The following is a 13,259-nucleotide window of genomic DNA, read 5'->3' as shown; positions in this document are numbered from 1 at the left end:
ACAGCGCCTCACGACGCCCGGCCACATCCGGGCAGCCGGTCAGGACATCCAACGCCTCGCTGGAGAAGCGCCGTTCACGCCCCACCCACACCACCGGAACCCTGCCCTCGTTCGCCCACAACCGCAGTGTGCCAGGGTGCACACCCACCCGCCGCGCAGCCACCGCCAACCGAAGAAGTTCCATGACGAGAAAACCTACGGCCCCGGCCGCACCCACCACCCCAAACCGGTATAAACATCACACCGGTCCCTAAGCGAAACCCCCAACAGTTGAAGACCCTGGAGGACCTGCAGCGCAAGCGCCGCTACATGGAGACCGGTGCCCGGAGGACAGCCGCCACCTCCCGCCACCTCCCGCCGACCGCGCGGGGCCGCCGGGCGGCGAGTGGCTCACCGCACGCCGTTCCGGGTGAACCACCGCCGCCCGGCCCCCGGGGCGCGGAGCCCCGCCGGGGGCCGGGCGGCGGTGGGCGGGCCTGCCGGTGAGGTGCCTGCGGCCGGCCGGTCCGCCCGGAGGGAGGCGCGTCAGTTGGAGTAGACCTCGGCGCGGTCGATGGAGACGTTGGCGGCGCTTGACGAGGCGTCCTTGTTACCGGTGACGCGTACCCGCAGGGTGTGCTGTCCGTAGGGGAGTTCGGGGCTCACGTAGTTCAGTTGCTCGCCCATGCGGATCGGGCCGTAGTAGTCGCTGGTCGTCTCGGGGCCGCCGTCGACGGAGAAGGCGGCGATGCCGTTGCCGGTGTCGCGTACCGAGAGCAGGGCGATGCGGGTGCCGGTGAAGGTCCAGGCGGCGGTGGCGTCGGGCTGCGCGCTCCAGTGGTCGTCGCTCCAGAAGCACTGGACGCCGCAGCCGTTGCCGGAGTTCCAGGCGCCGGTGTAGGCGATCGAGCCGGCGCCGCTGCTGCTGCCGGTGTCGTTGATCCAGTACGAGCCGCCGCCGGGGTCGCCGGAGGGAAGGTTCTGGGTGGCGCCGGCTGCGAGCGGGGCGCCGAAGTCCGGGGTGCCGTCCGCGTTCCAGGTGATCTTCTGGGCGCGGGTGGTCCGGCCGGTGTACGTGTAGGTCGAGGTGTTCTTGCCGTGGTAGACGATCCAGTCCTCGGTGCCGTCCGGGCTCTTGAAGAAGCCGTTGGAACCGGGGCCCCACACGCCGGTCGCGTCGTTGCGGGAGAAGACGGCTCCTGCGTGCTGGGTCCAGTTGCCGGGCTGCAGCGGGTTGGCGTAGCCGGGGATGGACTTCATCCACAATTGATAGTCCGGCGTGCCGGTGTCGCAGGTGGAGTACACCAGGAATGTGGTGCCGTTGTGCTGCAGGATCGAGGGGGCTTCGCGGATGCCGGAGCAGCCGCCGTCGGCGGGCAGGTACACGCGGTTGCCGGAGACGGTCCAGGGGCTGGACATCGGGGAGATGTAGATCAGGTTGTGGCCCTCGGTGCCCGCGCCGGACCACAGCAGGTACAGGCTGTTGTCGCTCTGCCGCAGCAGTACGGGGTCTATGGCCCACTCGTCGGGGGCGTTCGGCGGTTGCAGCTCGGCCTTGAAGTGGTACGGCCCGAGCGGGTTGGTGCCCTCGGACTCGACCACGTAGAGGCGGTGGTTGTCGTCCACCCCGTTGTCGGCGGTGTAGTAGATGTACCAGTGACCGCCGATCAGGTAGAACGACGGCGCCCACACCTGCTGGTTGCGGGAGGCGTCGGAATCCTGCCAGACGGTGACGCGCGGCGCGGTGAGCAGGTCACCGAGGGTGGGTGCCACGGCGACGCGCACGGCGTCGCCCTCGGTGGCGGCCAGATAGTAGTTGCCCTGGTAGTACGTCATGTAGGGGTCGGGGCTGGTGCCCAGCGGATTGCGGAAGGAGCCGCCGGCCGCGTGCGCGGTCGAGGGCTTGAGACCCACGCAGCACAACGCCGTGAGCAGGAGAACCAGCACGACGGTCCCCATGGATCTCAACGGAAGGTTGGACGCTTCGCGGGGCATGACTGCCTCCTTGATAGATGGTGAAGGGCAGTACAACTGATCGCGTTCGAGCTGAGGCGAGATTACAACGTTGTATAAGGTGGGCGACAGTGCTGGGAACGCTTGCTGCGCAGTGACCGCCTGTTGCACCCCCGACGAGCAATCCACCACGCCGGACGCCGTAGCCCAGCACGCCAAGGCTGCATCCGGCTGCGCCTGAGCCCGGGGGACTGCCAGCCGGGCAGGTGAGTCCGGCCGGGTCGGAAACGGCTGGGGTCGGTCCTTGGGTCGGAATTCGGCAGGTGGGCCGCCTCAGGTGCGATCAGCGGTGATCTCCGTGTCGGCGCCATAACCATGGGAGTCGCAGCCCTGGCGCCGCGGAATGGCGGGTCGGAGTGTGGGGCTTCAGGCTCCGGCAGCGGTGACGACGGCGTCGGTGGCGAAGCCGAGGAGGAGTCCGGCCAGGATCATCCAGGTCGTCAGTTCCTTGAGGGCGGCGCGGCGGGCGACCGCGAGGAGCTCGATGACGACGTAGAGGATCGAGCCGGCGGCCAGGCCCAGGAAGGCGATGCTGAGGGTGTCGTTGACCAGGTGCTGGCCGACCAGAGTGCCGACGAAGGTGGGACCGCCGCCGATCAGGCCCAGCAGGGCGAGCGTGCCCCAGGAGGGGCGGTTGCCCTCGGTGGTCAGGGGGGCGACGATGCCGAAGCCTTCTGTGGCGTTGTGCAGGCCGAAGCCGATGATCAGCAGGACGGCCAGGGAGAGCTCGCCCTTGGCCGCGGAATTGCCGATGGCCAGGCCTTCGGCGAAGTTGTGCATGCCGATGCCGATGGCGATCATCAGGGCGAGGCGGCTGGCTTGTGAGGAAACCGCGGGAGCCAGTTCGGTGGATGCCGCAGCGCCCGGCCCCTGGGACAGGGCGGCGGTGGGCCGGCGGCGCAGGCTCCAGCGGTCGTAGTGCACGAGGCCGACCAGTCCGAACGCCAGGCTGACGGCCAGGACCACGCCGCCGGAGGCGACCGTGCCCCAGCGGTGGTCGCTCAGCGCGCTGTCGATCGGCGCCCAGGCGTGCGTCAGCACATCCCAGACCAGGAAAATCAGGATCCCGATCGCGAGCGCGTTGAGTCCCGCTCGCAGGCGGGGTGCGGGACTGCGCAGCCGGCCGATGGGAAGGCCGAGGTAGATGGTGAAGCCTGCGATGGCGCCGAGCAGGGTGATCTGCGCGCTGGACATGGATGCTCCGAAGCCAAGCCGTGGGGACGGATATGCACAGACAGTAGGGCAAGTAAGGCTTGCCTAACAAGCTTTGCGCCGTCAGATTTCAGCCGCATATCGGCATGGCCACACTTTGGCTCTGGCGGACGCGGTCAGGGCAGCACCGATCGGACCGCTTCCGGTGACCGGCCTACGAGCGCCGTCCCATCGTCGGCGGTGACGAACGGCCGCTGGATCAGGATCGGATGCCTAGCCAGAGCCTCGATCCACCAGCGTTGACCCCGAGGGCCCTGGCTGGGTCCGGACCGGCCCTTGGGTCATCCGATCCCATGGCCACCCCACGGACCACGCCTTTAGCCGTCGGCCAGGACATGCCAGACGGAGAAAAGGACTCCATGCCTTCGGGTGGTGGACGGGCTAATGAGCCGGTGTCGGCTATAGATCTTGAGAGTGCGGGGGAAGCCCTGCGTAACCGCGAGCCCGCCGCCCTTCTGGCCCGCTTGCGCTGGGACACCCGCACCCGCGACCACGTGGAACGGTGCATCGCCGAAGGCAAGACACGCCGCGAAGCCATCCGCTGCCTCAAACGCTACGTCGCACGAGAGATGTCACCGCCGGCTCACCCCCTGACGTGAGGGGTGCCGGCGGCACAGGCCGCCGGCACCCCTGTCAGTCCGCCGAGGGAGCCGTCAGGTGACCGATCCGCGTGACCGCCCAGCGCACCATGATCACCGTCACCATGCCGCTTGCCGCGACAGCGGTGACCACCGAGGCGGCCGAGCCGGAATGCAACGCGGTCAGGAACGGGAAGACCAGCGTGACCACCGCCGCCAGCGCACCGGCGCCGTACCAGGCCAGGAACAGCACCGGGCCCAGGCTGCCGGTAGGAGACTGAGCCGGCGACATCAGCAGATGATGCTTGGTCGCCCCCCGGCAGGCGTTGACCAGCGAAGCGCCCACCATCGGCGGCACCAGGGTCGGTGCCAGCAACGCGCGAGCCCCCGCGCCTTCCCCGGCCAGCACCCCCGCCGCCATCAGTGCGCCCACCAGCCCCAGCACCACCGGCACCGCCGTGTGTCGCAGCATCAGGTCCCGGTAGGGATACGGCGCCCACGACCCGCGCCGCGTGTCGTCGGTTTCCACCCGGGCCGGCTCCAGCAGCTGGGTCAGCGACCAGTAGCCGAAAACCAGTGAGGCCAGCGCCGCCGCCAAGCCCGACCCGCCGTGCGCTGAGGCCGCCAGCACCGCGCCCAGCACCGCCAGCACCCCCAGCACCACTGTCCGGCCCAACCGGCCCGGAGTCCGCAGCAGCGCGAGCGTGTCCCGCCACGGCACCGCCAGTTCCGCCCAACCGGGCGCCGGCAACCGCCATCGCGCCGGCCGGCCCCCGCCGGTGACCCCGGCTACCGCCTGCCGCGCGGTACGGAACTCCACCGTGCGCAGCGCGGCCATCACCCCGGTCGCGGTCCGAGAACGCCGCCGTACCGCGGACAACGCCAGCGACCCGGCGAAGCGGTGTGCCGCGGCCAGCGCGCCGGCCACCACCACCGCCAGCAGGACGCCCGCGGCCCAGCCGCCCGGCAGCGCGGCCGGCGTGGGGGCCAGCGCGGCCAGTCCGGCCCAGCCCCAGGGCCCGGACCACAGCTCTATCCGTTCCAGTCCCGGCAGCTGGTCGCCGCTGACCGCCATCACGGTCTGCGCCACCAGCGCCAGCACCGCCATGCCGACGTACGGAGTGGCCAGCCGGGCCCAGCGGGCCACCCGCTCGCTGCCTTCCACCGCGGTGGCCAGCGCGGTCGCCAGCAGCGGCAGACCGCTGCCGCCCAGCAGACACCAGCCGAACGCGGCCGGCAGCCCCACACCGACCGTCAGGCCCAGCGCGACCATGCCGATCGCCGAGATCAGCAGCCCGGCTCCGCCGGAGATCGCCGCCGACCCCCAGAACCACGGCCGCAGTACCCGGGCGACGTGCACCGGCTGGGCCAGCAGCCAGTCCACGGTCTCGCGCGGCGGCACCACCGGCCCGCGCCACTGGGCGTCCCAGGCGGCGACCAGCAGCCACCCCAGCCCCAGCGCGCAGGACCCGGCCGGCAGCGCGGCCAGGATCGCCGGTCCGTGACCGGAGTAGTCGGCGCCCATCGACTTCTCGAGGAACAGTCCCATGGTCGGCAGCGCTCCCCATACCGCAAGGAGCAGCGCCACGCAGTACAGGGTGTAGCCGATCTGGCCAGTCCTCTTGCGGCGGTGCGGGGTGCGCAGGTCACGGACCAGCCGCAGCGCCTCCTGCGTCCAGTCATCCCCATCGGACCAGGCCGCGGAGTGCTCCCCGGTCTCCTCGGCCAGGGTGGTCACCGGGCACCGTCCGGGCTCTCGGCCAGCCAGGTCAGGCCGTCGGTCCCGGTGGCGAGCACCTTGTCCGGGTGGCCGTCGGCCACCACCTTGCCGTCGCTGAGGACCAGCACCCGGTCGGCGACCGCCCGGGCCAGTTCTCCGTGGTGTGTCACCAGCAGCACCCCGACGCCGTCCGCGGTCTCCTTTTTGATCAGGTCTGCCAGCCGCCGCCGCGCGCCCGGGTCCAGTCGCTGTTCCGGCTCGTCCAGCAGCAGCAGGTCGCGCGGCCGGACCATCGCGGAGGCCAGCAGCAGCGACTGAAGCTGCCCGGAGGACAGTGCCCCCGGCAGCGCGTCGGCGTGGTCGGTCAGCATCCGGTCGGCCAGTACGTGGCCGATCCAGTCGCCGGCGTCCTCCACCCCGTGGGCCACCGCCACCAGCTGCAGATGCTCGCGCACGGTCAGGTCGGGGTAACAGGCCGCGGTGTCGCCGACCACCGCCACCCGGGCCCTGACCGCCGGGTCGTTCTCGTTCATCGGCTTGCCGTCGAACTTCACCGTGCCGGTGCTCGGCCGGTCCCGACCGGCCGCTATTCGCAGCAGTGTCGATTTGCCCGAGCCGTTGTGGCCGAGCAGCGCCACGCACTTCCCGGACCGGAGTCGCAGGTTCATCGTGGCCAGCGCGGTGCGCTTGCCGTAGACCCGGCTGACGCCGCTGAGTTCGAGCAATGGTGGTGCACCCATGTCGCCGGGCCTCTCCTCAACCACGAACACTGTCCCCGCTCCGCCGTCGGGATGACGGCCCGGAGCGGCCCGGCCATTCTCCATGCTCCGCCCGGCCAGGGGCCACCGGCGCCGGGTGTCCTTGTCATCCGGTCCCCTTGTATACGTGGTGCACGACGCCCCCGGCTGTCGTCGTCGAATTCCACGCCGGTGGTGTTGCGGATGGCGCAGTGCCAGGTGAGCTGCTGGGAGGCGGTGTGTCCGGTCCGCGGTTTCCGCAAGGCGAGGGGCTCGTCGATCAGCAGCGCCACCCCGCCGTGCGCGTCGGCGACGGGGCGCTCGGCGCGGTCGGCACCCGCCGCTTCGACGCCCTGATCGCCACGTGCGGCATGCCCGACATCCCGGCCGCGTGGCAGACCCGGCCGGGCGCGGTGGTGGTGGTGCCGGTCGGCACCGGCGTGGTGCGGCTGGTGCGGTAGGACGGAACCGCCGGCGGCAGGTTCGAGCCGTGGCCCGAGTTCTTCATGGCCGCCCGCGACGCCGGAACGAGCGGCGCCGTCCCGTGCCCGGGGGAGCCGGACGTCACACAGGACCGGCCGACGAGCCTCGCCCCGCATGATGCGGCCGACGACGAGTTCGCGTTCGCGTGCTCTCTGCTGCTGCCGCACACCGGGTGGGGCAGCACCTTCGGCCCGGACGGGCAGGTGGCCTCGGTGCGGCTGTGGGACGGGGACGGGTCGTGGGCCGACGTCGCCTACGGCACGGTCCGGCAGGCCGGACCCTGCCGCCTGTGGGACCGGGTCGAGGAGCTGTGGGCCCAGGTCACTGGCGACGACGCGACGCCGCCGGCGAGGTACCGGTACGGCATGACCGTCACCCCGGACGGCTCGACCGTGTGGCTGGACGACCCGGGGAGCACGTTGTGACCGGGGGACAGGGCGTCCCGGAGGGGCGTGCCGTACGGGCAGGAACTGACAGGGCGCGGAAAGAGACGGCTATGCGGCTGATGTGCGAGGACGACGAGAAGCCGCCGATCCTGGAGCAGGCCGAGGAAGCCGAGGAGTACAGGTTGCGGTGCGTCGCCATCAGCCGGGCGCCGCGCTGCAGGTGCCCGAACACCTCGTTCAGGGCCCGGTAGCCGCATTCCGGGGCCGCCCCGCCGACCACCACCACATCCGGGTCCTCGCCGTCTCCGGCCAGGGTCACCCCCTCCAGATCCTCCGCGATGTCCCCGCTGTTCAGCAGCAGGCACCGGGCATCAGGAAAGTGCTCGGCCAGATACGCGGCCGTGGCTGCCGGCGCGGTGAGGATGTCGTCGGCCACGACGGGGAAGCCCGCGTCGGCGAGCGTCCGCGCGATCGAGGCCCGGGTCCGCGAGGTGGTGTTGGTGAGGAGCGCCAGCGGCAGCCCCAGGTCGCGCAACTGCGCCAGTGCCTCCACCGCGCCCGGCAGCGGCTTCCACGAGACGGTGCGCACACCGTCGATGTCGATCAGGACCCTTCGCGCTCCCGGCACGCACTCCATGGAAGCCGACTTCAGGGTCTGTCCGGCCGCCTGGCCCGAGCCCGTAGGCTGGCTCGAATAGCTGTCCGGGGACAGCTGTCCGCAGACCGGGAAGGCCGTCGATGTTCGCCCTGCACGCCGTGTGGAGAGCGGACCGCCGTCTGGCGCTGTGGGCCGAGGACTCCCTGCTGCCGCCCGACCGGTACGCCTGCGCCCCGGAGACCGTCGCCCAGCTTCTGGGTGGTACGGGACCCGGCCTGGAGTGGCTGATGACCAAGGCCGCCGAGGGTGTGACCACCCTGCTGCTGCCGACGCAGAACGGCGCCCCCCTACCGTCCCCCGAACTCGGCCGCGCCGTCCAGGGCCCGCGCGCACCCGTGACTCTCGCCCCGTGGCGGGTGCCCTCGCTGCTTCTCGAACCCGGTGAGGCGGCGCAGCTCCTCGGCGAGCTGTATGCCCCCGGGAAGCCGTTCCTGCCCACGCAGCTGCCCGCCGAGGGCCCGGTCGACGTACCGTTCGGCGCTTCGCTGCGCTGGCTCACCGCCGTCCACGACCTGGCCTGGCGGCTGGTCGGACGCGGCCAGGTGCTGCCGGCGGTGGCCACCGAGGACGGACGGCCTTACGCGCGGTGGCGCCCGGTGCCGGACGCCGACGGCTGGCGGGAGACGCGGGAGCTGACCGCGGCGGTCCCGCCGGTCTGCCGCGCCGAGTGCAGCGGCGGCCACCCCGACGGCCGGGCGTCCGGGGAGCTGGTGGCCGACCTCCTGGACGTTCTGGCCGACTGCGAGGCCCGGGCGGCGCTGGAGGACGAGCCGCCGCTGCCGCGCCCCGGCCGGGTACGGAGCCCGGACGGCGTGCCGGAGGCGTGGCTGCGGGCGCTCGGCTCGGACAGTGGCCGGGTCGAGGGGGCCGACGCCGCCGCGCTCGCCGGGCTGCGTGACCGGCTCGACGCCTGGTACCGCTCCGAAGCCCCAGCCGACGAACCTCTGCGTACCTGCTTCCGGCTCGGCGAACCCCTCGGCCCGGACCCCGCCGACCCCGACGGCGACCCCTCGGACGACAACTGGCGGCTGGAGTTCCTGCTCCAGGCCGCCGACGAGCCCTCGCTGATGGTCGCTGCCGACGCCCTCTGGGTGCCAGGGGCCGCCCTCAGCGCGCTGGAGCGCAAGGCAACCCGCCCCGGCGACGCCCTCCTGGACGGCCTTGCCCGCGCGGCCCGCCTCTGGCCGCCGCTGCGCGAGGCTCTGCGCGCCAGCCACCCCACCGCCCTGCGCCTCGACCGGGCCGGCGCCCTGGCCTTCCTCCGCGACGCCGCACCGGCCCTCGCGGCCGCCGGCCACGGCGTACTGTTGCCGACGTGGTGGCAGCGCCCGGCCGGATTCGGACTTACCCTGAGCGTGCGGACGGCCCAGCCCGGCCTCGTACATGACCGCAGTCTGCTCGACCGGGACCGGATCGTGGCCTTCCGCTGGCGGGCCGCGGTCGGCGACCAGCCGCTGACCGAGGCCGAGCTGACCGAACTGGCCGCTGCCAAGCAGCCGTTGGTGCGGCTGCGCGGCCAGTGGACCGAGGTCGACCCGGCCCGGATCGCCGCCGCCCTGGCCTTCCTGGAAGGGCAGGGGAGGGGCACCATGGCCGCCGGGGAGGTGCTGCGCGTAGCCCTGGACCCGGACGCCACGGTGGGCGGCCTGCCCGTGGCCGGGGTCAGCGCGGACGGGCGGCTCGGAGACCTGTTGGCCGGTACCGCCGAGCACCACGTCGATCCGGTCCCGGTGCCCGCCGGATTCGGCGCGAACCTGCGCCCGTACCAGGAGCGCGGCCTGGACTGGCTCGCGTTCATGTCCCGGCTCGGCCTGGGCGCGGTCCTCGCCGACGACATGGGGCTCGGCAAGACCGTGCAGACCCTCGCCCTGCTGGCGGTGGAGCACGCTGAGGGCGTCACCGCCCCCAACCTCCTGGTCTGCCCCATGTCCCTGGTCGGCAACTGGCAGCGCGAGGCGGCGAGGTTCGCACCGATGCTGCGCGTCCACGTTCACCACGGCGCGCAGCGCCTGTCCGGCGATGCCCTGCGGCGGGCCGTACAGGGCGCGGATCTGGTCGTGACCACGTACGGACTCGCCGAGCGCGACGCCGCCGAGCTTCGGGCCCTGCAGTGGCGGCGGGTCATCGCGGACGAGGCCCAGCACATCAAGAACTCCGCCACCCGGCAGGCCGTGGCGGTCCGTTCGCTGCCGGCCACCCACCGGATCGCCCTTACCGGCACCCCCGTCGAGAACCGGCTCGCCGAGCTTCACGCCGTCCTGGACTTCGCCAATCCAGGCCTCTTCGGCTCGGCCGCCCGTTTCAAGGAGCGCTGGTCCATCCCGATCGAGCGCGAAGGCCACAGCGGCACTGCCGCCGAACTCCAGCGGCACACCCGCCCCTTCATCCTGCGGCGCCTCAAGAACGACCCGGTTATCGCCCGCGACCTGCCGGAGAAGGTCGAGATGACCGTCAACTGCGGCCTCACCGCGGAGCAGGCCGGCCTCTACCGGGCCGCCGTCTCCGAAATGCTCGCCCGCATCGCCGAGAGCCGCGGCATCGAGCGCAAGGGCATCGTGCTGTCCACGCTCACCAAGCTCAAGCAGATCTGCAACCACCCAGCGCAGTTCCTCCACGAGCCGTACGAGGGCGCCTCGGCACGCCTCATCGGCCGCTCGGGCAAGCTGGAGCGCCTGGAGGAGATCTTGGCCGAAGCCCTCGCCGAGGGCGACAAGGCGCTGTGCTTCACCCAGTTCGCCGAGTTCGGCCGGCTGCTCCACGGCCATCTTGCCCGGCGGCTCGGCCGCGAGGTGCTCTTCCTGCACGGCGGCGTCCCCCAGCACGCCCGCGACGCGATGACCGCCCGCTTCCAGGACCCCGCCGGGCCTGCGGTCTTCCTGCTCTCCCTCAAGGCCGGCGGCACCGGACTCAACCTCACCGCCGCCGCCCACGTCATCCACCTCGACCGCTGGTGGAACCCGGCGGTCGAGGACCAGGCCACCGACCGCGCCTTCCGGATCGGCCAGCGCAGAAATGTACAGGTCCGCAAATTCGTCTGCGCGGGCACCATCGAGGAGCGCATCGACGCGATGATCGAGGCCAAGCGGACACTCGCGGGCTCGGTCGTCGGCGACGGCGAGCAGTGGCTCACCGAGCTGTCCACCGACGAGCTGCGCGACCTCGTGGAGCTCTCGGCCGACGCCGGAGAGGAGTCGACGTGAGCGCCCACCAGGAAAGGCACGACAGGCCGCTCGCCGACTGCCTCGAGGACTTCTGGGACTGCGCCGACGACCTCCCGCGCGACCGCGACACCGGGCCGCCGGACCCCGCTCCCCGCCGCCTCGGCCGCTCCGGGATCACCGTCCGCGGCCGCGACCTCGCAGCCGTACTGCGGCCCGCCTACGACGCCTTCACACGACGAGCGGACGTGTCATCGGACTGATCAGCGCCGGGAGTTCGGTCCCGCCCATCGGATAACGAAGGTTGCGCTGGCGACCAGGGTGTCGGGATGGTCCGGGCCCATGGAGCGTATGGCCTCGGATCGCCTTCCCCGATCTTCCATCGCCGACCTCCTTCGAGCCGCGCTTCTGACGGAGCACAGCCACGTGAGCCAGAACCGCCGAATGGCCAATCTGCGTTGTAGTAGTCGCCTCTCACAGTGCGGTGCTCAGCCCGCCCTATGGGTAGGCGAGCCTCTTGATCTATGTCTGCTGTGGTCGACGACCATCCGGACTGCGCGCTCGGTCAACTCCGCTGGGTATTTCCGTTGGGCAGGCATGGGCCAATCCTTCCAAGGATCAGCGCACTGGATTGAGGGGCATCGCGTTTTTCGGACAGGGATCTGACCAGTTAATTCAGGCGGCGAGTCGCAGATCTTCGAATTCGGCATGAACTTCGCGTGGTGGGCGGTAGCCCACCGCCGAGTGAAGACGCTTGAGATTGAACCAGAGCTCGATGTACTTACGGATGTCTCTCCGGGCCGCTTCGCGAGTGGAGTAGCTCACACGCGATATCCGTTCGTTCCTCAGGGCGCCGAAAAACGATTCGGCCATGGCGTCATCGAAGCAGATCCCGGTCCGGCCGGCCGACGCCGACCGCGTCGGTGGCGGCGACGTGGCCCGGTGGAATTGTTGACTGACTGGACCACTATGCGTAATGTGGTCCAGGTGGTCAACAATGGCCGCACAGGCCCGCTGGGGCTCCGTTCGGCGGCACCCGGTGGGTGTCGGCGCATCGTCCAACATTCCTTCGTCCTGGAGAGCTCGAATGGCGCAGACCGCAGAAGAGAAGAACAAGACGCTCGTTCGCGAGGCTTTCGATACCCTGTTCAACCAGCGCGACTACCTTGCGGCCGAGAAGTTCTGGTCCCCGGACTACATTCAGCACAGTGCGCACATCCCACCTGGCCGGGATGGTCTCATCAACATGATCAAGGGGCTTCCGGGGGAATTCCGGCACGAGCCGCAACTCATCATGGCGGAAGGCGACACTGTGATGGTGCGCGGGCGATTCTCAGGCCACGGCCTGCTGTCACCCTGGATTGTGGCGGACTTCGTCCGCGTGGAGGACGGGCTCCTCAAGGAGCACTGGGACATCGTCGAGGACGAGGTCTCCCGCGAGGCCTCCGTCAGCGGTCTTCCGATGTATGGAGATACCTTCCCCGAGGAGCGTTGACCGGCGCCCAACGCCTCGTGCCGAGAGGGCGTCGCGAGCCCGTACGAGCGTTGACGGCCACCGCGTGAGCGTGCAGGACTCCGGCCTGTGCCCTGGCCCCGCGCAGGCAATGTCCGTCCACCGCGTAGCCGGTACGTCCGCCCGTCGGGCCGCGCGGTGAGCACGGCGCTGTTCCCGCTCGGGCACGCCGTCCGGCGCTCGGACGTACTCATGAACGCCCAGAAGTTCAGCTCTTGGCCTGCCGGGCGCGGCGCTTCGGGGGTTTGATCGCGGCGTCCACCGTAATCTCCGCCACGCTCCGCGCTATGGCGGCGGCTTCGGGGTTACGGTCCATCCGCGCGGCGACTGTAGAACCGTCGTACAGAATGATGAGCTGTTCGGCCAGGCGTTCGGGGTCGTCGGCTCCCGCCTCGGTGGCGAGCTTGGCGAACAGATTCCGGACCCAAGCGCGGCCCTCGTCGGAGGCTTGCTCCACGGGACTGCCCGGCCGAGCCTCGGCGCTGGCGTTGACCATGGCGCAGCCGCGGAAGCCCGGCTCCGCGTACCACTCGCCGAGTACGTCGAACACTGCCAGTAGTTTTTCGCGGGGGGTGTCGTACCCCTCGGCCAGCTTTTGTTCTATGCGCCGTTCCCATTGGCTGTGGCGCTCTGTGAGGTAGGCCCGGATGAGCTCCTCTTTGCTGCCGAAGCTGGTGTAGAGGGTGGCCTTGGCCACCCCGGAGCGGGCGATCACGCGGTCGATACCGACCGTGTGCACACCCTCTTGGTAGAAGAGCTCGCCGGCGGCCTCCAGTAGCCGCTCGCGAGCCGGCGGCCGATTGTTGGTCTTTATGGACATAC

Annotated in this window: 13 protein-coding genes and 1 pseudogene; 5 read left to right on the top strand and 9 right to left on the bottom strand. The window is 71.0% G+C overall.

Annotated features, from left to right (window positions below; genetic code table 11):
- From FCI23_RS58650 to FCI23_RS40390, 6 genes and pseudogenes are all read right to left on the bottom strand, one after another.
- Positions 1-184, bottom strand: a 184-nt coding sequence (locus FCI23_RS58650; protein WP_211265672.1) for a helix-turn-helix domain-containing protein, incomplete at its 3' end; no start/stop codon positions are given.
- Between the two features lie 341 nt (positions 185-525).
- Positions 526-1,974, bottom strand: a complete 1,449-nt coding sequence (locus FCI23_RS40415; RefSeq protein WP_136729118.1) for a glycoside hydrolase family 43 protein — start codon at positions 1,972-1,974, stop codon at positions 526-528.
- A gap of 384 nt (positions 1,975-2,358) precedes the next feature.
- On the bottom strand, positions 2,359-3,186 hold the full coding sequence (locus FCI23_RS40410; protein ID WP_136729117.1) for a ZIP family metal transporter: 828 nt from the start codon (positions 3,184-3,186) through the stop codon (positions 2,359-2,361).
- 134 nt (positions 3,187-3,320) lie between these two features.
- Positions 3,321-3,437: pseudogene (locus FCI23_RS40405) on the bottom strand (ArsC/Spx/MgsR family protein); the annotation flags it as partial.
- A gap of 400 nt (positions 3,438-3,837) precedes the next feature.
- The gene (locus FCI23_RS40395) at positions 3,838-5,520 is read right to left on the bottom strand and encodes a hypothetical protein (protein ID WP_136729115.1); all 1,683 of its coding nucleotides are present in this window, start codon (positions 5,518-5,520) and stop codon (positions 3,838-3,840) included.
- On the bottom strand, positions 5,517-6,242 hold the full coding sequence (locus tag FCI23_RS40390) for an ABC transporter ATP-binding protein (RefSeq protein WP_136729114.1): 726 nt from the start codon (positions 6,240-6,242) through the stop codon (positions 5,517-5,519). The genes FCI23_RS40395 and FCI23_RS40390 overlap by 4 nt, the downstream gene beginning before the upstream one ends.
- Positions 6,243-6,478: 236 nt before the next feature.
- Between FCI23_RS40390 and FCI23_RS57170 the strand changes: the two genes are divergently transcribed.
- Entirely contained in the window at positions 6,479-6,700 is a 222-nt protein-coding gene (locus FCI23_RS57170; RefSeq protein WP_169317160.1) for a hypothetical protein, read from the top strand.
- Between the two features lie 45 nt (positions 6,701-6,745).
- A complete protein-coding gene (locus FCI23_RS40380; protein WP_136729112.1) occupies positions 6,746-7,147 on the top strand; it encodes a hypothetical protein in 402 nt (133 codons plus the stop codon).
- On the opposite strand, the gene FCI23_RS40375 is transcribed toward FCI23_RS40380, so the two are convergent.
- On the bottom strand, positions 7,095-7,736 hold the full coding sequence (locus tag FCI23_RS40375; protein WP_136729111.1) for an HAD family hydrolase: 642 nt from the start codon (positions 7,734-7,736) through the stop codon (positions 7,095-7,097). The two genes, FCI23_RS40380 and FCI23_RS40375, sit on opposite strands and share 53 nt — an antisense overlap.
- A gap of 110 nt (positions 7,737-7,846) precedes the next feature.
- Here FCI23_RS40375 and FCI23_RS40370 point away from each other — a divergent pair, with 110 nt between their 5' ends.
- Together FCI23_RS40370 and FCI23_RS40365 are read left to right on the top strand one after the other, a co-directional pair.
- A complete protein-coding gene (locus FCI23_RS40370; RefSeq protein WP_136729110.1) occupies positions 7,847-10,966 on the top strand; it encodes a DEAD/DEAH box helicase in 3,120 nt (1,039 codons plus the stop codon).
- Positions 10,963-11,187 (top strand): hypothetical protein, encoded by a 225-nt coding sequence (locus FCI23_RS40365; protein WP_136729109.1) that lies wholly within the window; start codon positions 10,963-10,965, stop codon positions 11,185-11,187. Before FCI23_RS40370 ends, FCI23_RS40365 begins: the two co-directional genes overlap by 4 nt.
- Positions 11,188-11,599: 412 nt before the next feature.
- On the opposite strand, the gene FCI23_RS62660 is transcribed toward FCI23_RS40365, so the two are convergent.
- Positions 11,600-11,989 carry an integrase core domain-containing protein gene (locus FCI23_RS62660; RefSeq protein ID WP_136729108.1) on the bottom strand — a complete coding sequence of 130 codons (390 nt, stop codon included), beginning with the start codon at positions 11,987-11,989 and terminating at the stop codon, positions 11,600-11,602.
- A 22-nt stretch (positions 11,990-12,011) separates the two neighbouring features.
- On the opposite strand from FCI23_RS62660, the gene FCI23_RS40355 reads away from it, so the two are divergent.
- Complete coding sequence (locus FCI23_RS40355; RefSeq protein WP_136729107.1) at positions 12,012-12,419, top strand: nuclear transport factor 2 family protein; 408 nt, start codon at positions 12,012-12,014, stop codon at positions 12,417-12,419.
- 226 nt (positions 12,420-12,645) lie between these two features.
- Here FCI23_RS40355 and FCI23_RS40350 read toward each other — a convergent pair whose 3' ends face one another.
- Positions 12,646-13,257, bottom strand: a complete 612-nt coding sequence (locus tag FCI23_RS40350; RefSeq protein WP_136729106.1) for a TetR/AcrR family transcriptional regulator — start codon at positions 13,255-13,257, stop codon at positions 12,646-12,648.
- Positions 13,258-13,259 lie beyond the last annotated feature (2 nt).

The organism is Actinacidiphila oryziradicis (assembly GCF_005047355.1).
GTDB classification, from domain to species: domain Bacteria; phylum Actinomycetota; class Actinomycetes; order Streptomycetales; family Streptomycetaceae; genus Actinacidiphila; species Actinacidiphila oryziradicis.
Note: the sequence above shows the minus strand (reverse complement) of the source record. Positions and strands in the feature narration are given on the sequence as shown.

What these genes read in the sequence shown, in the direction of transcription:
- FCI23_RS40410 (WP_136729117.1), bottom strand. Translation starts at nt 3,186, where the DNA reads ATGTCCAGCGCGCAGATCACCCTGCTCGGCGCCATCGCAGGCTTCACC.
- FCI23_RS40390 (WP_136729114.1), bottom strand. Translation starts at nt 6,242, where the DNA reads ATGGGTGCACCACCATTGCTCGAACTCAGCGGCGTCAGCCGGGTCTAC.
- FCI23_RS40350 (WP_136729106.1), bottom strand. Translation starts at nt 13,257, where the DNA reads ATGTCCATAAAGACCAACAATCGGCCGCCGGCTCGCGAGCGGCTACTG.
- FCI23_RS62660 (WP_136729108.1), bottom strand. Translation starts at nt 11,989, where the DNA reads ATGTTGGACGATGCGCCGACACCCACCGGGTGCCGCCGAACGGAGCCC.
- FCI23_RS40380 (WP_136729112.1), top strand. Translation starts at nt 6,746, where the DNA reads ATGGCCGCCCGCGACGCCGGAACGAGCGGCGCCGTCCCGTGCCCGGGG.
- FCI23_RS40415 (WP_136729118.1), bottom strand. Translation starts at nt 1,974, where the DNA reads ATGCCCCGCGAAGCGTCCAACCTTCCGTTGAGATCCATGGGGACCGTC.
- FCI23_RS40370 (WP_136729110.1), top strand. Translation starts at nt 7,847, where the DNA reads ATGTTCGCCCTGCACGCCGTGTGGAGAGCGGACCGCCGTCTGGCGCTG.
- FCI23_RS40355 (WP_136729107.1), top strand. Translation starts at nt 12,012, where the DNA reads ATGGCGCAGACCGCAGAAGAGAAGAACAAGACGCTCGTTCGCGAGGCT.